The organism is Pseudomonas poae RE*1-1-14, assembly GCF_000336465.1.
Taxonomy (GTDB): domain Bacteria; phylum Pseudomonadota; class Gammaproteobacteria; order Pseudomonadales; family Pseudomonadaceae; genus Aquipseudomonas; species Aquipseudomonas poae.
In genome coordinates this window covers 4,240,376-4,259,549 of the sequence record NC_020209.1, presented here as the reverse complement: position 1 = coordinate 4,259,549, position 19,174 = coordinate 4,240,376, and the positions used below count along the sequence as shown (strand labels likewise).

18 protein-coding genes are annotated in these 19,174 nt (G+C 61.4%); 11 read left to right on the top strand and 7 right to left on the bottom strand.

Going from position 1 to position 19,174, the window contains the following annotated elements:
• Positions 1-443: 443 nt before the first annotated feature.
• Positions 444-1,739, bottom strand: a complete 1,296-nt coding sequence (gene gbcA / locus H045_RS18660) for a glycine-betaine demethylase subunit GbcA (protein WP_015373135.1) — start codon at positions 1,737-1,739, stop codon at positions 444-446.
• A gap of 282 nt (positions 1,740-2,021) precedes the next feature.
• Here gbcA and gbcB point away from each other — a divergent pair, with 282 nt between their 5' ends.
• Positions 2,022-3,122: a glycine-betaine demethylase subunit GbcB gene (gene gbcB, locus H045_RS18655; RefSeq protein ID WP_003234447.1), complete on the top strand. Its 1,101-nt coding sequence runs from the start codon at positions 2,022-2,024 to the stop codon at positions 3,120-3,122.
• 120 nt (positions 3,123-3,242) lie between these two features.
• On the opposite strand, the gene H045_RS18650 is transcribed toward gbcB, so the two are convergent.
• The gene (locus H045_RS18650; protein ID WP_003234444.1) at positions 3,243-4,283 is read right to left on the bottom strand and encodes a threonine aldolase family protein; all 1,041 of its coding nucleotides are present in this window, start codon (positions 4,281-4,283) and stop codon (positions 3,243-3,245) included.
• Positions 4,284-4,373: 90 nt separating this feature from the next.
• On the opposite strand from H045_RS18650, the gene H045_RS18645 reads away from it, so the two are divergent.
• The 8 genes from H045_RS18645 to fdhA all read left to right on the top strand — a co-directional run bounded on the left by H045_RS18645 (position 4,374) and on the right by fdhA (position 14,140).
• Positions 4,374-5,102: a TraX family protein gene (locus tag H045_RS18645; protein ID WP_015373134.1), complete on the top strand. Its 729-nt coding sequence runs from the start codon at positions 4,374-4,376 to the stop codon at positions 5,100-5,102.
• A 154-nt stretch (positions 5,103-5,256) separates the two neighbouring features.
• A complete protein-coding gene (glyA, locus tag H045_RS18640) occupies positions 5,257-6,510 on the top strand; it encodes a serine hydroxymethyltransferase (protein WP_003234441.1) in 1,254 nt (417 codons plus the stop codon).
• A 22-nt stretch (positions 6,511-6,532) separates the two neighbouring features.
• Complete coding sequence (locus H045_RS18635) at positions 6,533-7,783, top strand: sarcosine oxidase subunit beta (RefSeq protein ID WP_003234439.1); 1,251 nt, start codon at positions 6,533-6,535, stop codon at positions 7,781-7,783.
• A gap of 15 nt (positions 7,784-7,798) precedes the next feature.
• Positions 7,799-8,101, top strand: coding sequence for a sarcosine oxidase subunit delta (locus H045_RS18630; RefSeq protein ID WP_003234437.1), 303 nt, complete (start codon positions 7,799-7,801; stop codon positions 8,099-8,101).
• The gene (locus tag H045_RS18625) at positions 8,098-11,115 is read left to right on the top strand and encodes a sarcosine oxidase subunit alpha (RefSeq protein ID WP_015373133.1); all 3,018 of its coding nucleotides are present in this window, start codon (positions 8,098-8,100) and stop codon (positions 11,113-11,115) included. Before H045_RS18630 ends, H045_RS18625 begins: the two co-directional genes overlap by 4 nt.
• A gap of 141 nt (positions 11,116-11,256) precedes the next feature.
• Complete coding sequence (locus H045_RS18620; RefSeq protein ID WP_003234433.1) at positions 11,257-11,889, top strand: sarcosine oxidase subunit gamma; 633 nt, start codon at positions 11,257-11,259, stop codon at positions 11,887-11,889.
• A 10-nt stretch (positions 11,890-11,899) separates the two neighbouring features.
• Positions 11,900-12,757: a formyltetrahydrofolate deformylase gene (gene purU, locus H045_RS18615; RefSeq protein ID WP_003234431.1), complete on the top strand. Its 858-nt coding sequence runs from the start codon at positions 11,900-11,902 to the stop codon at positions 12,755-12,757.
• Between the two features lie 183 nt (positions 12,758-12,940).
• Positions 12,941-14,140, top strand: coding sequence for a formaldehyde dehydrogenase, glutathione-independent (gene fdhA / locus H045_RS18610; RefSeq protein ID WP_003234428.1), 1,200 nt, complete (start codon positions 12,941-12,943; stop codon positions 14,138-14,140).
• Positions 14,141-14,185: 45 nt separating this feature from the next.
• Here fdhA and H045_RS18605 read toward each other — a convergent pair whose 3' ends face one another.
• The 4 genes from H045_RS18605 to H045_RS18590 all read right to left on the bottom strand — a co-directional run bounded on the left by H045_RS18605 (position 14,186) and on the right by H045_RS18590 (position 16,907).
• A complete protein-coding gene (locus tag H045_RS18605; RefSeq protein WP_015373132.1) occupies positions 14,186-14,539 on the bottom strand; it encodes a hypothetical protein in 354 nt (117 codons plus the stop codon).
• Positions 14,540-15,062: 523 nt separating this feature from the next.
• Complete coding sequence (locus H045_RS18600) at positions 15,063-15,521, bottom strand: anti-sigma factor domain-containing protein (RefSeq protein ID WP_003238069.1); 459 nt, start codon at positions 15,519-15,521, stop codon at positions 15,063-15,065.
• A gap of 85 nt (positions 15,522-15,606) precedes the next feature.
• Entirely contained in the window at positions 15,607-16,284 is a 678-nt protein-coding gene (locus tag H045_RS18595; RefSeq protein WP_015373131.1) for an anti-sigma factor, read from the bottom strand.
• Positions 16,281-16,907, bottom strand: coding sequence for an RNA polymerase sigma factor (locus H045_RS18590; RefSeq protein ID WP_015373130.1), 627 nt, complete (start codon positions 16,905-16,907; stop codon positions 16,281-16,283). Before H045_RS18590 ends, H045_RS18595 begins: the two co-directional genes overlap by 4 nt.
• Before the next feature lie 129 nt (positions 16,908-17,036).
• Here H045_RS18590 and H045_RS18585 point away from each other — a divergent pair, with 129 nt between their 5' ends.
• Positions 17,037-17,609: a DUF2780 domain-containing protein gene (locus tag H045_RS18585; RefSeq protein WP_015373129.1), complete on the top strand. Its 573-nt coding sequence runs from the start codon at positions 17,037-17,039 to the stop codon at positions 17,607-17,609.
• Here the strand turns inward: H045_RS18585 and H045_RS18580 are convergent.
• Positions 17,606-18,493, bottom strand: a complete 888-nt coding sequence (locus H045_RS18580) for an acyltransferase (RefSeq protein ID WP_015373128.1) — start codon at positions 18,491-18,493, stop codon at positions 17,606-17,608. The genes H045_RS18585 and H045_RS18580 overlap by 4 nt on opposite strands.
• A gap of 173 nt (positions 18,494-18,666) precedes the next feature.
• On the opposite strand from H045_RS18580, the gene rloA2 reads away from it, so the two are divergent.
• Positions 18,667-19,167, top strand: a complete 501-nt coding sequence (rloA2, locus tag H045_RS18575) for a retropepsin-like aspartic peptidase RloA2 (protein ID WP_003238058.1) — start codon at positions 18,667-18,669, stop codon at positions 19,165-19,167.
• The last annotated feature ends 7 nt before the right edge of the window (positions 19,168-19,174 follow it).

Sequence of the window (19,174 nt, the reverse complement as noted above, 5' to 3'; positions counted from 1 at the left end):
GTTTGCTGTCCGCTGCAAGCCACGTAGATAAAGGTGTGTAGCGTTATGTTTAAAAAGTGATCAATGCTGGCTTTTCCTCTCCAAATCCCGCTGAAACCCTCGGTTTTACTCACTCGCACTCGCTTTTCCACAGACACCCCAAAGTTGCCCCCAAAGTCTGTTGGCGCTTCTGTGGATAAGGTGTTTGCGTTCCTCTGCACCCCATATAAACCGTGGCTTGCAGGCTTTAGATCAAAAAACAACCAATAGCGGATAAAACCTCTGACTTTGAATAAGTCACGGATTTTCTTGAGTTTATTTCAGAGAAAAACACCAGTTGCCCACAATTGCTGTGGGTGGCTCTGTGGATAAGTTGTTGGGCAATGGCTGGAGGGCAGGGCAGGTGGGGGTTGTCAGGGTTCTGGCTGTTTTTTGTACAGCGCAGAACCCAGACAGTTAAAGCGTTACTCGTGTGCCGCCACACCCTTGAGATAAGGTGCTGGCGCCGCGCCGAGGTTGTTCAGCAGCCGCTCGCTGTACCAATCCACGAAGTTCACCACACCAAACTCATAGGTCTGGGAGTACGGGCCTGGCTGGTAGGCGGTGGAGTTGATGCCGCGCTGGTTCTCTTCGGCCAGGCGACGGTCCTGGTCGTTGGTGGCATCCCACACCTGGCGCATGCGGTCGACGTCGTAGTCCACACCTTCCACGGCATCCTTGTGCACGATCCACTTGGTGGTGACCATGGTTTCCTGGGCGCTGATCGGCCACACGGTGAACACGATGATGTGGTCGCCCATGCAGTGGTTCCAGGAGTGTGGCAAGTGCAGGATGCGCATCGAGCCCAGGTCCGGGTTCTTGATGCGGCCCATCAGCTTGGCGCAGCCCTGTTTGCCGTCGAGGGTCATCGACACGGTGCCCTTGAGCAGCGGCATGCGCACGATGCGGTTGCGCAGGCCAAAGCTGGCGTGGGCATAGGGGATTTTCTCGGCGTCCCAGGCGGCGGCCGAGGCGGCGACGTGGTCCTTGAACGCCTGGTCGGCCCGTGGGTCGGTGACGTCGTCCCATTCCAGCAGGGTTTTCAGCAGTTCCGGGTGCGACGCGTTGCAGTGATAGCACTCGCGGTTGTTTTCCAGTACCAGCTTCCAATTGGCTTTTTCGAACAAGGTGGTCTGGATCGCCACCTTGGTGTTTTCCATGTCGTAGGGTTCCATGTAGTGGTTCAGCGTCGACAGGAAGTCATCGATGGCCGGCGGGTTTTCAGCCAGGCTGATGAAGATGTAGCCGCCGGCGGTCTTCACGTTCACCGGCTTCAAACCGTACTGCTTCATGTCGAAATCGGCGCCCATCTCGGTGCCGGCGAACAGCAGACGGCCATCGAGCTCATAAGTCCACTGGTGGTAGTGGCACACCAACTTGGCGACCTTGCCCTTGTCGCTGGTGCACAGGCGCGAGCCACGGTGACGGCACACGTTGTGGAACGCATGCACCACGCCTTCGGCGCCACGGATCACGATGATCGGGTTCTTGCCGATCTGCAGGGTCAAGTAGTTGCCCTTGGCGGGGATTTCGCAGGTCATGCCGGCGATCAACCACTCTTTCTGGAAGATCTCCTGCATGTCGATATCAAACAACCGCTCATCAGAGTAAAACGGCTGCGGCAGGGAAAAGGTGCGCTCACGCTCGTGCAGCATTTGCGCGGTGGCCTTGCGTGCGGGTTCCAGCGGATCGCCCAAGCTTAAGGTTGCGGTGACGTCCATCGTGTGTGTCCTCAAGGCCATTCTGTGTGGCCGGTGAAAGTGGCTACGGTTGTTGCAAGGCAAGGCGTAAAGAAAGTGTCTTGTTGGGCGTGAGTGTGGGGCCGGCGTTGCGGCGAACCTTATCCATGGGCGACATGGCCCAATCTGATCCCGACGCGCAACCCCCTGTCGTTGGGGGCTGGTCGCCGTAAGTATGTGAATGTCGCAGATAGGTAAGTGGGTGGTTCCGGCGTTACGCAGAATCGCCACCATCAGGCCGACCTACGGCTACGGAGAATAAGCATGTCCAACAATTTCCTGAATCCGGTAACGACCCAGACCTGGGCCAATGGTCGGCACATCGTCCGTTGCGTCAAAGTCATCCAGGAAACCTGGGACGTGCGCACCTTCTGCTTCATGGCCGACCAGCCGATTCTGTTCTTTTTCAAGCCGGGGCAGTTCGTCACCCTGGAGCTGGAAATCGAAGGCCAGCCGATCATGCGCTCCTACACCATCTCCAGTTCGCCGTCGGTGCCCTACAGTTTTTCGGTGACCATCAAGCGCGTGCCGGGCGGCCGGGTGTCCAACTGGCTGCACGACACTCTGCATGAAGGGCAGGAGCTGGCGGTGCACGGACCGGTCGGGCTGTTCAACGCCATCGACTTTCCCAGCCCCAAAGTGCTGTACCTGAGCGGTGGTGTCGGCATCACGCCGGTGATGTCCATGGCGCGCTGGTTCTACGACACCAATGCCAATGTGGACATGACTTTCGTCCACAGCGCGCGCTCGCCCAAAGACATCATCTACCACCGCGAGCTGGAGCACATGGCGTCGCGGATCGACAACTTCAGCCTGCACCTGATCTGCGAGAAGCATGGGCTGGGCGAACCGTGGGCGGGTTATCGCGGCTACCTGAACCACAAGATGCTCGAGCTGATGGTGCCGGACTTCCTCGAGCGTGAAGTGTTCTGTTGCGGCCCAACGCCGTACATGAGCGCGGTGAAGCGCCTGCTGGAAGCGGCCGGGTTCGACATGACGCGGTATCACGAAGAATCGTTCGGCGCCACGCCGCCGGAAGCCCGCGCCGACGCGGTCGAGCAAGCCGAACAAGCCGCCGACGCGCCGGAAGTCGATCTGGCAGACCTGCATCAGGTGGAATTCATCGCTTCGGGCAAGAGCATCCGCGTCGCTCCCGGCGAAACCGTGCATGCAGCAGCAGCCAAGCTGGGCCTGCTGATTCCGAAGGCCTGCGGCATGGGCATCTGCGGCACGTGCAAAGTGATGAAGCTGGGCGGGGAGGTAGAGATGGAGCACAACGGCGGCATCACCGAAGAAGACGAAGCCGAGGGTTACATCCTGTCGTGCTGCAGCGTGCCTAAAGGGGATGTGCGGATCGAGTTCTGATCGCCCAGATACACAGTGTTCAAATGTGGGAGGGGGCTTGCCCCCGATGGCAGTGGAACACTCACTGATGCATTGACTGAAAGACTGCTATCGGGGGCAAGCCCCCTCCCACATTGGTTCTCAGGCGTTCATGACTTCGCGTATGTCTGCAGCCAATTCACGCACACGCTCTTCCTCGGTATCCCACGCACACATAAACCGTGCGCCACCTTTGCCGATGAAGGTGTAGAACCGCCAGCCCTTGGCCGTCAGCGCCGCAATCGCCGGTTCCGAGAGTTGCAGGAACACGCCGTTGGCCTGCACCGGGAACATCAACTCCACGCCGGGAATATCCGCCACCAGGCTGCTCAGCAGCTGCGCGCAGTGGTTGGCGTGACGGGCGTGCTTGAGCCACGCGTCGTTTTCCAGCAAGCCCACCCAGGGCGCGGAGAGAAAGCGCATTTTCGACGCCAGCTGGCCCGCCTGTTTGCAGCGGTAGTCGAAGTCTTCGGCCAGTGCGTGGTTGAAGAACAGGATCGCCTCACCCACCGCCATGCCGTTCTTGGTGCCGCCAAAGCACAGCACGTCCACCCCGGCTTTCCAGGTCAGGTCGGCCGGTGAGCAGCCGAGGAAGGCGCAGGCGTTGGCGAAGCGTGCGCCGTCCATGTGCAGGTTCAGGCCCAGTTCCTTGCAAGTGGCGCTGATGGCACGGATTTCGTCGGGGGTGTACACGCTGCCCACTTCAGTGGCTTGTGTGAGCGTGACCACGCGCGGCTTGGGGTAGTGAATGTCCTGGCGCTTGAGGGCGATCTCGCGGATCGCGTCCGGGGTCAGCTTGCCGTTTTCGGTACGCGCGGTGAGCAGCTTGGAGCCGTTGGAGAAAAACTCCGGCGCGCCGCATTCGTCGGTTTCGACGTGGGCGGTTTCCGAACAAATCACGCTATGGTAGCTCTGGCACAAGGACGACAGCGCCAGCGAGTTGGCGGCGGTGCCGTTGAAGGCAAAGAACACTTCGCAGTCGGTTTCGAACAGGTTGCGGAAACCGTCGGCGGCGCGATGGGTCCATTCATCATCACCGTAGGCGCGCTGATGGCCCTGGTTGGCTTGTTCCATGGCGGCCCAGGCTTCCGGGCAGATGCCGGAATAGTTGTCACTGGCAAATTGTTGGCTCTTGTCGGTCATGGCCCGTTCCTGTGGTCGATGTTGGTGCGCACTTTACCCAACATCGGCCGGGGTGCGCACGCGCTGTAAATGCAAAGTCGCTGGGGAATTATGCACGGTACTCACACTACGCCTGTCGGACGCGTCCGTGATGGCAGCCTGGATCTGCTCAAGTGGCTGGCGCTGCTGAGCATGGTACTCGACCACCTGCGCTACGTCGGTTTGAGTCTGGATGGGCTGTATGTGCCGGGACGCCTGGCGTTCCCGTGGTTTTGCCTGGCGATTGCGGCGAACCTGCACCGTACGCGTAATGCCGTGGTGACCGGCTCCTGGCGCTATCTGGGCTGGCTGCTGCTGTTCAGCGTGATCAGCGAAGTGCCGTACCGTCTGTTCATCGACGATGCCGATACTCTGAACGTGCTGCCCACCCTTGCGCTGGGCTTGCTGGTTGCCCGGGGATGGCAGCAGAAGGCGCTGGTTGATCGAGGATTGGCGATGATCGCGCTCATTGTCGCGGCGGTGTTTTCCATGCAATTGATGTTCGGCTTCTTCGGTGTATTACTGCCGTTGGCGCTGCTGCTGGTCTTCAGTCGGCCATGGTATTTCAGCGTGTTGCCAGGGTTGGTCTGTGTCGCCGCCAATCAATGGCAAATTCTGATCAATAGCGGCACGCCGGTGGCGTTAATGGGGTTGGTTGCATGCCTGATTGCGCCATTGGCGGGATTGGTCTTATTACGACATGCCACAAGCACCTCGCCACCCGCCATGCGCCGCTGGGCGTACACCCTCTATCCCCTGCATTTCTTCCTGCTGCTACTCGTCCGCCAGACTATCGCCTAACCCTCGCCTACATTTGTCCGGTGTTGTTCCGGCCATGTCGTAAACGCACCTTTGCGTGGCGTGCGCAGGCATTTGACCTGCACGCCCCAGCCCTACCATCGCATCAAAGGGCCCTGCACGGGCCTCAACAATACGAAAGGCTGGGAGAGACGCGATGTTCAGCAAACAAGACCAGATCCAGGGATATGACGACGCACTGTTGGCGGCGATGAATGCCGAGGAGCAGCGTCAGGAAGATCATATCGAGCTGATCGCGTCGGAGAACTACACCAGCAAACGTGTGATGCAAGCTCAAGGCAGCGGCCTCACCAACAAATACGCCGAAGGCTACCCGGGCAAGCGCTACTACGGCGGCTGCGAGCATGTGGACAAGGTCGAAGCCCTGGCCATCGAGCGCGCCAAGCAGCTGTTCGGCGCCGATTACGCCAACGTGCAGCCACACTCCGGTTCGTCCGCCAACAGCGCCGTGTACCTGGCGCTGATCAATGCCGGCGACACCATCCTGGGCATGAGCCTGGCTCACGGCGGTCACTTGACCCACGGCGCCAAAGTGTCGTCTTCGGGCAAGCTGTACAACGCGGTGCAGTACGGCATCAACACCGACACCGGCCTGATCGACTACGACGAAGTCGAGCGCCTGGCCGTCGAGTGTCAGCCGAAAATGATCGTGGCCGGTTTCTCCGCCTACTCCAAGACCCTGGATTTCCCGCGCTTCCGCGCCATTGCTGACAAAGTCGGCGCGCTGCTGTTCGTCGACATGGCCCACGTCGCCGGCCTAGTCGCCGCCGGCCTGTATCCAAACCCGCTGCCCTACGCCGACGTGGTCACCACCACCACTCACAAGACCCTGCGCGGTCCACGTGGCGGCTTGATCCTGGCCAAGGCCAACGAAGCCATCGAGAAGAAACTCAACGCCGCCGTATTCCCTGGCGCCCAGGGCGGCCCGCTGATGCACGTGATCGCCGGCAAGGCGGTGTGCTTCAAGGAAGCGGCCGAGCCTGGCTTCAAGGTCTACCAGCAACAAGTGATCGACAACGCCCAGGCCATGGCCGGCGTGTTTATCAAACGCGGCTACGATGTAGTGTCCGGAGGCACCGACAACCACCTGTTCCTGGTCAGCCTGATCCGTCAGGGCCTCACCGGCAAAGACGCCGATGCCGCCCTCGGTCGCGCCCACATCACCGTCAACAAGAACGCCGTGCCGAATGACCCGCAGTCGCCGTTCGTGACCTCGGGCTTGCGCATCGGCACCCCGGCGGTGACCACGCGTGGTTTCAAGGTTGCGCAGTGTGTCGAGTTGGCCGGCTGGATCTGCGACATCCTCGACAACCTCGGCGATGCCGACGTCGAGGCCAACGTGGCCAAGCACGTGTCTGCCCTGTGCGCTGATTTCCCGGTTTATCGCTGAGCGCGGTTTTGGAGTAATGACTATGCAACGCTACTCGGGCTTCGGCCTCTTCAAGCACTCCCTCAGCCATCACGAAAACTGGCAGAAGATGTGGCGCACGCCGACCCCGAAAAAGGTCTACGACGTGATCATCGTCGGCGGTGGCGGGCATGGTCTGGCGACCGCCTACTACCTGGCCAAGGAACACGGCATCACCAACGTGGCCGTGGTCGAAAAAGGCTGGCTGGGCGGCGGTAACACCGCGCGCAACACCACCATCGTGCGTTCCAACTACCTGTGGGACGAGTCGGCGCACCTGTACGAACACGCGATGAAACTGTGGGAAGGCCTGTCCCAGGACCTGAATTACAACGTGATGTTCTCCCAGCGTGGCGTCTACAACCTGTGCCACACCCTGCAGGACATCCGCGATTCCGAGCGCCGCGTCAGCGCCAACCGCCTCAACGGCGTGGACGGCGAGCTGCTCAACGCCAAACAAGTGGCCGACGAGATTCCGTACCTCGACTGCTCAAAAAACACCCGCTACCCGGTGCTGGGCGCCACCGTGCAACGGCGCGGCGGCGTGGCCCGTCACGATGCCGTGGCGTGGGGCTTTGCCCGTGCGGCTGACGCACTCGGCGTGGACTTGATCCAGCAGACCGAAGTGATCGGCTTTCGCAAGGAAAACGGTGTGTGCATCGGCGTGGAAACCAACAAGGGCTTTATCGGCGCCAAGCGCGTCGGTGTAGTGACCGCAGGTAATTCCGGGCACATGGCCAAGCTGGCGGGCTTCCGTCTGCCAGTCGAATCCCACCCGCTGCAAGCACTGGTGTCCGAGCCGATCAAGCCGATTATCGACAGCGTGATCATGTCCAACGCCGTGCACGGTTACATCAGCCAGTCCGACAAGGGCGACCTGGTGATCGGCGCCGGTATCGACGGCTACAACGGCTACGGCCAGCGCGGTTCGTACCCGGTGATCGAACACACCATCCAGGCCATCGTCGAGATGTTCCCGGTGCTGTCGCGGGTGCGCATGAACCGTCAGTGGGGCGGCATCGTCGACACCACGCCGGACGCCTGCCCGATCATCTCCAAGACCCCGGTACCGAACATGTTCTTCAACTGCGGTTGGGGTACGGGCGGCTTCAAGGCCACCCCAGGCTCAGGCAACGTGTTTGCCGCCAGCCTGGCCAAGGGTGAAATGCACCCGCTGGCCGCACCTTTTTCCATCGACCGTTTCCACAACGGTGCGCTGATCGACGAACACGGCGCTGCGGCCGTCGCCCACTAACAGGAGAAATCCCCTATGTTGCATATCTTCTGTCCTCACTGTGGCGAACTGCGCTCCGAAGAGGAATTCCACGCGTCCGGCCAGGCGCACATCCCGCGCCCGCTGGACCCGAACGCCTGCACCGATGCCGAGTGGGGCGACTACATGTTCTTCCGTGACAACCCCCGTGGCCTGCACCACGAGTTGTGGATCCACGCCGCCGGTTGCCGTCAGTACTTCAACGCCACCCGCGACACCGTGACCTACGAAATCCTTGAAACCTACAAGATCGGTGAGCAGCCACAATTCACCGCCAAGGCCTCTGGAGAGAAGGTATGAGCCAGATCAATCGCCTGTCCAACGGTGGCCGCATCGACCGCAACAAGGTCCTGACGTTTACCTTCAACGGCCAGAGCTACAAGGGCTTTGAAGGCGACACCCTGGCCGCAGCCCTGCTGGCCAATGGCGTCGACATCATCGGCCGAAGCTTCAAGTATTCGCGCCCTCGCGGCATCTTTGCCGCCGGCGCCGAAGAGCCGAACGCGGTGCTGCAGATCGGCGCCACCGAAGCCACGCAAATCCCTAACGTGCGCGCCACGCAACAGGCGCTGTACCAGGGTCTCGTCGCCACCAGCACCAACGGCTGGCCGAGCGTGAACAACGACATGATGGGCATTCTCGGCAAGGTCGGCGGCAAGCTGATGCCGCCGGGTTTCTACTACAAAACCTTCATGTACCCGCAATCGTTCTGGATGACCTACGAGAAGTACATCCGCAAGGCGGCTGGCCTTGGCCGCTCGCCGACCGAGAACGACCCGGACACCTACGACAACGTCAACCGTCACTGCGACGTGCTGGTCGTGGGCGCAGGCCCTGCCGGCCTGGCCGCTGCACTGGCGGCTGCGCGCAGCGGTGCCCGCGTGATCATCGCCGACGAGCAGGAAGAGTTCGGCGGCTCATTGCTCGATTCGCGCGAAAGCCTCGACGGCAAGCCGGCTGCAGAATGGGTCGCCAGCGTCATCGCCGAGCTCAAAGCCCTGCCGGACGTGGTGCTGCTGCCACGCGCCACGGTCAACGGCTACCACGACCATAACTTCCTGACCATTCACGAACGCCTCACCGACCACCTCGGTGACCGCGCGCCGATCGGCGTGGTGCGTCAGCGTATTCACCGTGTACGTGCCAAGCGCGTGGTGCTGGCCACCGGTGCGTGTGAGCGTCCGCTGGTGTACGGCAACAACGATGTGCCGGGCAATATGCTCGCGGGTGCGGTGTCGACCTACGTGCGCCGCTACGGCGTGGCACCGGGCAAGAAACTGGTGCTGTCGACCAACAACGACCACGCCTACCGCGTGGCACTGGACTGGTTCGACGCCGGCCTCACAGTAGTCGCCGTGGCCGATGCGCGCCACAACCCACGCGGCGCGCTGGTGGAAGAAGCCCGCGCCAAGGGCATTCGTATCCTCACCGGCAGCGCCGTGATCGAGGCCCGTGGCAGCAAGCACGTCACCGCTGCCCGCGTGGCCGCGATTGATGTGAAAGCGCACAAAGTCAGCAGCCCCGGCGAATGGCTGGACTGTGATCTGGTCGCAAGCTCCGGTGGCTACAGCCCGGTGGTGCACCTGGCCTCGCACCTGGGCGGCAAGCCGACCTGGCGCGAAGACATCCTCGGTTTCGTGCCGGGCGAAGCACCGCAGAAACGCGTGTGCGTGGGCGGTATCAATGGCGTCTATGGTCTTGGCGATTCGTTGGCCGACGGTTTTGAAGGCGGCGTGCGCGCGGCCAGCGAAGCCGGGTTTGCGCCGGTGGAAGGCACCTTGCCCAAAGCCTTGAGCCGTCTGGAAGAGCCGACTCTGGCGCTGTTCCAGGTGCCCCACGACAAAGCCACTGCACGGGCGCCCAAGCAATTTGTCGACCTGCAGAACGACGTCACCGCTGCCGCCATCGAACTGGCGACCCGCGAGGGCTTCGAGTCGGTCGAGCACGTCAAACGCTACACCGCGCTGGGCTTCGGCACCGACCAGGGCAAGCTGGGTAACGTCAACGGCCTGGCGATTGCCGCGCGCTCGCTGAACGTGACCATCCCGCAGATGGGCACCACCATGTTCCGCCCCAACTACACGCCGGTCACCTTCGGCGCCATCGCCGGGCGCCACTGTGGGCACATCTTCGAGCCGGTGCGCTACACCGCGCTGCAAGCCTGGCACGTGAAGAACGGCGCCGAGTTTGAAGACGTCGGCCAGTGGAAACGCCCGTGGTACTTCCCGCGCAACGGTGAAGACCTGCACGCGGCGGTAAAGCGTGAATGCCTGGCCGTGCGCGACAGCGTCGGCCTGTTGGACGCGTCTACCCTGGGCAAGATCGACATTCAAGGCCCGGATGCCCGCGAGTTTCTCAACCGCATCTACACCAATGCGTGGACCAAGCTCGACGTGGGCAAGGCGCGCTACGGCCTGATGTGCAAGGAAGACGGCATGGTTTTCGACGACGGCGTGACTGCCTGTCTGGCCGATAACCACTTCCTGATGACCACCACCACCGGCGGCGCGGCCCGCGTTCTTCAGTGGCTGGAAATTTACCAGCAGACCGAATGGCCGGACCTCAAGGTGTACTTCACCTCGGTTACCGACCACTGGGCGACCATGACCTTGTCCGGCCCCAATAGCCGCAAGCTGTTGAGTGAGGTGACCGACATCGACCTGGACAAGGACGGCTTCCCGTTCATGACCTGGAAGGAAGGCCTGGTGGGCGGCGTGCCGGCACGGGTGTTCCGTATCTCGTTTACCGGTGAGCTGTCGTATGAAGTCAACGTACAGGCCAACTACGCCATGGGCGTGCTGGAAAAAATCGTCGAGGCCGGGAAAAAGTACAACCTGACCCCGTACGGCACCGAGACCATGCACGTACTGCGCGCCGAGAAGGGTTTCATCATCGTCGGCCAGGACACCGACGGCTCGATGACGCCGGACGACCTGAACATGGGCTGGTGCGTAGGGCGCACCAAACCGTTCTCGTGGATCGGCTGGCGCGGCATGAACCGTGAGGACTGCGTGCGTGAAGAGCGCAAGCAACTGGTGGGGCTCAAGCCGATTGATCCGAACGTGTGGCTGCCTGAAGGCGCGCAGCTTGTGCTGGATGCCAAGCAGACGATCCCGATGAAAATGGTCGGCCACGTCACCTCAAGTTATGCACACAACTCCCTGGGTTATTCGTTTGCCATGGGTGTGGTCAAGGGCGGCTTGAAGCGCATCGGCGAGCGGGTGTTCTCGCCGCAGGCGGATGGCAGCGTGATCGAGGCGGAGATTGTGTCTTCGGTGTTCTTTGATCCGAAAGGGGATCGGCAGAACATCTGATAGGCCGCGGTGCCTGCATCGCAGGCAAGCCAGCTCCCACATTTTGAATGTGTTCGCAATTCAAAAATGTGGGAGCCGGGCTTGCCCGCGATGAGGCCCGAACAGTCACTGCAAGACTTACAGAATTCAAACAGGTGCTTTATGACAGCAGCCAACGTTTACCAACAACGCCCCACCACCGGTGCCAAGGCCGAGTCGTCGCTGCACCATGCCGACCTCGCCAGCCTGGTGGGCAAGGGCCGTAACAATGCCGGCGTGACCGTGCGCGAAAAGAAACTCCTCGGCCACCTGACCATTCGTGGTGACGGCCACGATGCCGCATTCGCCGCCGGCGTGCACAAGGCTCTGGGCATCGAGTTGCCCGGCGCCCTGCAAGTGATCATCAAGGGCGAAACCAGCCTGCAATGGCTCGGCCCGGATGAGTGGTTGCTCATCGTGCCAAGCGGTGAAGAATTCGCCGCCGAACAGAACCTGCGCGCCGCCCTGGGCGAGTTGCATATCCAGATCGTCAACGTCAGCGGCGGCCAGCAGATTCTCGAACTGAGCGGCCCGAACGTGCGCGACGTGCTGATGAAGTCCACCAGCTACGACGTGCACCCCAACAACTTCCCCGTGGGCAAGGCGGTGGGCACGGTGTTCGCCAAGTCGCAACTGGTGATCCGCCACACGGCAGAAGACACCTGGGAGCTGCTGATTCGTCGCAGCTTCTCGGATTACTGGTGGTTGTGGCTGCAGGATGCCTCGGCCGAGTTCGGCCTGAGTGTTCACGCCTGAGGAATAAACCATGAGCCGCGCACCCGATACATGGATTTTGACTGCCGACTGCCCCAGCGTGCTCGGCACGGTGGACGCGGTCACCCGCTACCTGTTCGAACAGGGCTGCTACGTCACCGAGCACCATTCGTTCGATGATCGCCTCTCGGGACGATTTTTTATTCGGGTGGAATTTCGCCAGCCAGACGGCTTTGACGAGCAGGGTTTCCGCGATGGCCTGGCCACGCGTGGTGAAGCCTTTGGCATGATCTTCGAGCTGACGGCGCCGAACTATCGGCCAAAAGTGGTGATCATGGTGTCCAAGGCCGATCACTGCCTCAACGACCTGCTGTACCGCCAGCGCATCGGTCAGCTGTCGATGGACGTGGTCGCGGTGGTGTCCAATCACCCTGATTTGCAGCCGTTGGCCGACTGGCACCAGATTCCCTACTACCATTTCCCCCTCGACCCCAACGACAAACCGTCCCAGGAGCGTCAGGTGTGGCAGGTGATTGAGGAGACGGGCGCGGAACTGGTGATCCTTGCGCGCTACATGCAAGTGCTGTCGCCGGAGCTGTGCCGCAAGCTGGACGGCAAGGCGATCAATATTCATCACTCATTGCTGCCGGGGTTCAAGGGTGCCAAGCCTTATCACCAGGCGTACAACAAGGGGGTGAAGCTGGTCGGTGCCACGGCGCATTACATCAACAATGATCTGGATGAAGGCCCGATCATCGCCCAGGGCGTGGAGGTGGTGGACCACAGCCACTATCCCGAGGACTTGATTGCCAAGGGGCGGGACATCGAAGGGCTGACGTTGGCGCGCGCGGTGGGGTATCACATTGAGCGACGGGTGTTCTTGAATGCCAATCGCACCGTCGTTCTCTAGATCGCTATCGCAGGCAAGCCAGCTCCCACATTCCGGGTGTGTGAACCCGATCCACTGTGGGAGCTGGCTTGCCTGCGATGAGGCCCTTACAAGCAACACAAGAAACAGCATCTGTAATCCGAGCACTTAACGCGCTGCCCCAAGGGCAACGCAGTTCCATAAAAACAACAGCGAGGTGAAAGCATGTCTGGTAATCGTGGTGTCGTGTATCTCGGCAACGGCAAGGTCGAAGTACAGAAAATCGACTATCCCAAAATGCAGGACCCCCGTGGCAGGAAGATTGAACACGGCGTCATCCTGCGCGTGGTTTCCACCAATATCTGCGGCTCCGACCAACACATGGTGCGTGGCCGCACTACCGCTCAGACCGGCCTGGTGCTCGGTCACGAAATTACCGGTGAAGTGATCGAGAAGGGCAGCGACGTCGAGAACCTGAAAATCGGCGACCTGGTTTCCGTGCCGTTCAACGTGGCGTGCGGCCGCTGCCGCTCGTGCAAGGAACAACACACCGGCGTGTGCCTGACCGTCAACCCGGCCCGTGCCGGTGGCGCCTACGGCTATGTCGACATGGGCGACTGGACCGGCGGCCAGGCTGAATACGTGCTGGTGCCGTACGCCGACTTCAACCTGCTCAAACTGCCGGACCGCGACAAGGCCATGGAGAAAATCCGCGACCTGACCTGCCTGTCCGACATCCTGCCGACCGGCTACCACGGCGCCGTCACTGCCGGCGTTGGCCCAGGCAGCACCGTGTACATCGCCGGTGCCGGCCCGGTCGGTCTGGCTGCTGCGGCCTCCGCGCGCCTGCTGGGCGCGGCGGTGGTGATCATCGGCGACGTCAACCCCGTGCGCCTGGCGCACGCCAAGGCTCAGGGTTTCGAAATTGCCGACCTGTCCACCGACACCCCGCTGCACGAACAGATCGCCGCACTGCTGGGCGAGCCCGAAGTGGACAGCGCGGTTGACTGCGTGGGCTTCGAAGCGCGCGGCCACGGGCATGACGGCGTCAAGGCCGAAGCGCCGGCCACCGTGCTCAACTCGTTGATGGGCGTGGTGCGCGTGGCGGGCAAGATCGGTATTCCGGGCCTTTACGTGACCGAAGACCCTGGCGCGGTGGACGCCGCCGCGAAAATGGGCAGCCTGAGCATTCGCTTTGGCCTGGGCTGGGCCAAATCCCACAGCTTCCACACCGGGCAGACGCCGGTGATGAAGTACAACCGCCAACTGATGCAGGCGATCATGTGGGACCGCATCAACATCGCCGACATTGTCGGCGTGCAGGTCATCAGCCTGGATGACGCGCCGCGTGGGTACGGCGAGTTCGATTCAGGTGTGCCGAAGAAGTTTGTGATCGATCCGCACAAGCTGTTCAGTGCGGCGTAAATAAAAGGGAAGTGATAAGGGCGACCGCAAAGTCGCCCTTATTAATTATTGCGGTGCTGTGAGTCGTAGATTAGGAATAGCAGTTTCACCATTTTCTACCAGCGTTTTGCCGCCGTAGTCACAGCGCAGTTTTCCATTCACTACATTGAACGTCTCTGCTTTAAGTTCATATTTAGCTGCCAGGTAATCATCTTTAGTGCCACCTGTTTGGCCCGTCCACTCCTTGCCACCGCTCTTGGCGGTGTATTTGAAACCGTCGACGCTATTGTGGTTTATGGTTTCCTGAAATGCTTGAGATTTAATGGTGCTAGGCGCCGGGCAGTCCTTGATATCAGATGCATGAGCGCCTCCGGCCAATACACAAGCAGCCAGCATTCCTACGGCGAATTTATAACTCATATCTAATCCTTAATAGTGATTTGCGAGGAGGAGTCTGAATGCTAAGCAGGCACGTTGACGCTGGATACTGTGAGAATTAACAGTTTTTTATAATGGTTAGTTACTGAAGCTAGTCTGTTTATTGCAAATCTCGTTGTGGTTGGAATCACCAGGATTGCGTGTGCCGGTATAGAAAAGGGCGACATAGCGTCGCCCTTTTGTTTCTGGTGTTTAGGCCTGTAGGCGTCGGCTGATCACATCCAGCAGATCACAGCCATCGCGCAGTGGAATGGCGCAGAGCAGGGCAAAGTCCTGGAGGACGACGTTGTTTCAATCGGGTAGTCAAACCCGTGTTGCCATGTGGACGAACGCCGAGCTACAAACGCAATCCTGCGCCACGAGCAAGTCACCCAGCCGATGAGGTTCAAATGTGGGAGGGGGCTTACCCCCGATAGCACAGTGTCAGTCAGCATACTTGTAGCTGATCCACCGCCATCGGGGGCAAGCCCCCTCCATGGGTTCTGCTGTGTTCTATAGATTTGAGTCAGCGGGTAGCCAGTGCACCCTGGTACACCGTCGGGCCTGTCGGTTGCTTGCTCAGCGAACCGCCCTTGGTTTCCGAACTCACCATCAACTCCACTGGTTTGCTGATGGTTTCCTGCTGGCGCGGGTTCAGGCCGATGATGCCTTTGCCGTCCTCGGGCAACAGCCCCAGGGAAACGGGCGTGCCGCCTTCGGGGAGGGCCCACAGTTCCAGGCTTTGGTCGGGCGCCGGTGCCGTGGCGGCAATCGGCTGCACTTCCAGGTAATCCTTGTGCGCCATGATCTGCGCGGCCGGCTGCTGGGCGGTGGTCACCAGGGTGGCGGCGGATTTGACACTGTCTTTGGTGTAGAGCGCGCCGCCGACACCGGCCACCACGACGACACAGGCGCCGATAAACAGGCGCGGGCGGCTCCAGAATGGAGGCTTGTGCTCAATCACTGGGGGTTGGATCGCAGTCATAAGTCTCTTCCTGACAAATTTTGTAGTCAGTGCATGGACCTTACCAATGACGATGGGTTCCTGAACCCATCGTCGGCGATCTTCGTCAGAGTGATGCCAATTGGCCTTTATATAGCACTGGTCCGGTAGGTTGGCCACTCGGTGAACCGCCTTCGGGTTCGAGGGTGACAGCGAGGGTGGCCGGGGCCTGGAGCAGCGTTTGCTGCGCCTCGCTCAGCTGAATTCTGCCCTTGCCTGCAGTCGGCACCAACCCCAGGGAGATCGGTTTGCCACCCGCTGGAATAACCCATAATTCCAATGCCTGCGCAGGCGTCACTGCGGCCAGGGCCAGTGGTTCAACCTGCAGGTGATCGGCAAACGTGTCGATCCGCAACGCCGGCTGCTGGTCGGCGGCGACCAGCGTGGTGCGGTATGCAAGGCCCGTGTCGCGCTGGTAGAGCACGCCGGTCAACACTGCCGCGATCAAGGCGCATGCGGCAGCCAGCAGGCGCACCTTCATCCACCACGGTTTTTTTGCCGGTACGTGCACCCGCTGCGGCTCGATCCGCGCCTGGATGCTTACCCACACGTGATCGGGCACTGCGCGTTCGGGCAGGCTGCCGGTGAGGCTGGCAAGCGCCTCCTGCCAATGCCCAAGCTCTGCGCGCAGCGCGGCATCGTTGAGCAGAAGGGCGTCGAAGCGGCGACGGGCGGTGGCGGGCATAAGGCCGATTGCGTAGTCGGCGGCCAGGGCGCGGCGCAGGGCGGTGGTGTGGTAGTTCATGATTCAAGGCACCTGCGCAGGCGCTCCATGCCGCGACGAATCCAGGATTTGACCGAGCCCAGGGGGGCCGCCAGGTGTTCGGCCAGCTCCGAGCACGACAGGCCTCGAAAGTAAGCCATGGTGATCGATTGGCGCTGCATGCCGTCGAGGGTGTCCAGGCAGCGGTTGAGTGCGCGGGCGTTGCGTTCGCTGTCGAGCTGGTCGTGGGCGCTGGGGCTGTCGTCGAGTAGGGCGTCCTGCTGGCCATCAGCGAGAGGCTGCTCACGGCGTTTGCGCAAGTGGTCGATGGCCAGGTTGCGGGTGATGTTCACCATCCAGGTCATGGGCGCCGCCAGGTGTGGCTCGTAGCGCGACGCGTTGTACCAGATGCGCACGAAGGCCTCCTGCAAGACCTCCTCGGCGAGGTCCGAACGGCCCATGAAGCGATAGGCTACCCCGTGCAGGCGCGGCGAAACGCTGCGGTACAGAGTTTCGAACGCCTGGCGGTTGCCCAGGGCGCATTGGGCCAGCAGCGGGCGTAATGGGTCAGCATCGGTCAGCGTAATGGGTTTTCTCCAGGCTCTCGAACGAGGGCGACGGGACTGCGCACGGTGGGCAGAGGGTAATTCAATTTGCGCAGTCATTCCATCCAGCTCCGAGGCGGCCTGTCAGTGCTATACGCAGGCCGCAGCGTTTCGGATGCGGTTGGGAACAAGCCCTGTCATCGCCAGTCCAACACCTGCTTTCACCCCCCACCTGCAGAGGTTGTTTCGATGAAGATTTCACGCGGTTTCGCTTTTTCCTGCCTGATGACCCTGGTAGCGGCCCCGGTGTTTGCCGCAGGGTTCAGCCTGGGTGATGCGGCCAATGCGATTTCCGGCATGCAGGGTGGCAACAACAAGGCCGCTGCCGCCGCACCGTCGTCCGAGACGGCCGGTTTGCTAAGCGCACTCACCTCGCAACTCAACGTTACCCCCGAACAGGCCGTTGGCGGCACCGGCGCCATGCTGGGCCTGGCCAAAAACCAACTGAGCGGCAACGACTATTCGCAATTGGCCAAGAGCGTGCCGGGGCTGGACAAGCTGTCCGGCGACAATGCACTGGGCAGCCTCGGGGCCTTGAGCGGGATGCTCGGCCAGAGCGGCGGCAGCAAGACCCGCGGCCTGGACGGCCTGCTGGGCAACGTGAAAAACACCAATGACCTGAACACGGCGTTCAGCGCCCTGGGCATGGACAGCGGGATGATCGGCCAGTTTGCGCCAGTGATCCTGCAATACCTGGGCAGTCAGGGGGCCAACGGCTCGGTACTGGGCAAGCTGGCCCAGGCCTGGGGCACCGGCAGCTAAACCTGCTGCGCGCGCAGCTGTTCGATGCGCGCGTCTTTCTCCTTCCAGAGCTGGTTGACCCAGTTCTGGACGGTCTGGCGAAACACCGGATCGTTCTCGTAATCCCCCTGCCACAACGCCGGATCCAGCTCGCGGGTGCGGATATCGACGATCACCGTTGGCACGCCGCCGCTGATCAAGTCCCAGAATCCGGGGATCCTTTGCTGTGGATAGACCACGGTCACGTCGAGGATCGCGTCCAGCTGTTCACCCATCGCTGCCAGCACAAACGCCACGCCGCCCGCCTTGGGCTTGAGCAGGCGGCTGAACGGCGACGCCTGCTGTGCCCGCTTGGCTTCGTTGAACCGTGTGCCTTCCAGGTAATTGACCACCGTCACCGGCTGGCGCTTGAACAGTTCGCACGCCTCTTTGGTGATCTTCAGGTCCTGCCCCGCCAGCTCCGGGTGCCTGGCCAGGAACGCCTTGGTGTAGCGCTTCATGAACGGGTAGTCGAGCGCCCACCAGGCCAGGCCCAGGAAGGGCACCCAGATGAGTTCTTTTTTCAGGAAAAACTTGAAGAACGGCGTGCGCCGGTTGAGTGCCTGGATCAGGGCCGGGATATCCACCCACGACTGGTGATTGCTGATCACCAGGTAGGAGGTGTCACGTCGCAGGTCGGCGCCGCCGCGAATGTCCCATTGGGTCGGGATGCACAGCGAGAAAATGAGCTTGTCGATCTCGGCCCAGGTCTCGGCGATCCACATCACCGCCGCCGAGGCATGGTCGCGCCAGCGTCCTGGCGCGACCAGCTTGAGCAGCGCGAACACCAGCAACGGGCCGATCAGGATCAGCGTATTGAGCAACAGCAGCAACGTGACGCAACAGCCGGTGAGCAGGCGGCGCATAAGCAACTCTTGGAATTCCTGTGGGCCGCTCATCATAAGCAAGCAACGTCCGCAGGCCAAATCGCAAATCGCCCGACGAATGTTTCACACCGGGCACGCTATGCTCGGTCATCCAACTAAGTGCCGGGTTTGCGGTCTAGAATCCGCCCACCTTCTTTCGAGGAAATCACGCCGTGAAATTGCTCCTTGCCGCGTTCACCCTGGTTGCCCTGCCCGTCATGGCCGCCGAACCGACCCTCTACGGGCGCTACGAATACATCCAGTTGCCGGAGATCGGCGAGACCTTCAAGGCCAAGATGGACACGGGTGCGCTCACCGCCTCGCTGTCGGCCCGCGACATCCAGACCTTCACCCGTGACGGCGACGACTGGGTGCGCTTTCGCCTCGGCGGCCAGGACGCGTCGAACAAGGTCTACGAGCACAAGGTTGCGCGCATCAGCAAAATCAAGAGCCGCGCCGACGAGGATGACGACAAGGACGAGTCCAGCGTGACCAAACGCCCGGTGATTGACCTGGAAATGTGCCTGGGCGACGTCAAACGCACTGTCGAGGTCAACCTCACCGACCGCAGCAGCTTCAACTATCCGCTGCTGATCGGCGCCAAGGCCTTGCGCGAATTCGGCGCGGCGGTGAACCCGGCGCGGCGCTACACTGCCGATAAACCGGACTGCTGACGGACCG

Bases quoted from the DNA above. Each gene is read 5' to 3' on its own strand.
- gbcA (WP_015373135.1), bottom strand. From the start codon at position 1,739: ATGGACGTCACCGCAACCTTAAGCTTGGGCGATCCGCTGGAACCCGCA.
- gbcB (WP_003234447.1), top strand. From the start codon at position 2,022: ATGTCCAACAATTTCCTGAATCCGGTAACGACCCAGACCTGGGCCAAT.
- H045_RS18650 (WP_003234444.1), bottom strand. From the start codon at position 4,283: ATGACCGACAAGAGCCAACAATTTGCCAGTGACAACTATTCCGGCATC.
- H045_RS18645 (WP_015373134.1), top strand. From the start codon at position 4,374: ATGCACGGTACTCACACTACGCCTGTCGGACGCGTCCGTGATGGCAGC.
- glyA (WP_003234441.1), top strand. From the start codon at position 5,257: ATGTTCAGCAAACAAGACCAGATCCAGGGATATGACGACGCACTGTTG.
- H045_RS18635 (WP_003234439.1), top strand. From the start codon at position 6,533: ATGCAACGCTACTCGGGCTTCGGCCTCTTCAAGCACTCCCTCAGCCAT.
- H045_RS18630 (WP_003234437.1), top strand. From the start codon at position 7,799: ATGTTGCATATCTTCTGTCCTCACTGTGGCGAACTGCGCTCCGAAGAG.
- H045_RS18625 (WP_015373133.1), top strand. From the start codon at position 8,098: ATGAGCCAGATCAATCGCCTGTCCAACGGTGGCCGCATCGACCGCAAC.
- H045_RS18620 (WP_003234433.1), top strand. From the start codon at position 11,257: ATGACAGCAGCCAACGTTTACCAACAACGCCCCACCACCGGTGCCAAG.
- purU (WP_003234431.1), top strand. From the start codon at position 11,900: ATGAGCCGCGCACCCGATACATGGATTTTGACTGCCGACTGCCCCAGC.
- fdhA (WP_003234428.1), top strand. From the start codon at position 12,941: ATGTCTGGTAATCGTGGTGTCGTGTATCTCGGCAACGGCAAGGTCGAA.
- H045_RS18605 (WP_015373132.1), bottom strand. From the start codon at position 14,539: ATGAGTTATAAATTCGCCGTAGGAATGCTGGCTGCTTGTGTATTGGCC.
- H045_RS18600 (WP_003238069.1), bottom strand. From the start codon at position 15,521: ATGACTGCGATCCAACCCCCAGTGATTGAGCACAAGCCTCCATTCTGG.
- H045_RS18595 (WP_015373131.1), bottom strand. From the start codon at position 16,284: ATGAACTACCACACCACCGCCCTGCGCCGCGCCCTGGCCGCCGACTAC.
- H045_RS18590 (WP_015373130.1), bottom strand. From the start codon at position 16,907: ATGACTGCGCAAATTGAATTACCCTCTGCCCACCGTGCGCAGTCCCGT.
- H045_RS18585 (WP_015373129.1), top strand. From the start codon at position 17,037: ATGAAGATTTCACGCGGTTTCGCTTTTTCCTGCCTGATGACCCTGGTA.
- H045_RS18580 (WP_015373128.1), bottom strand. From the start codon at position 18,493: ATGCGCCGCCTGCTCACCGGCTGTTGCGTCACGTTGCTGCTGTTGCTC.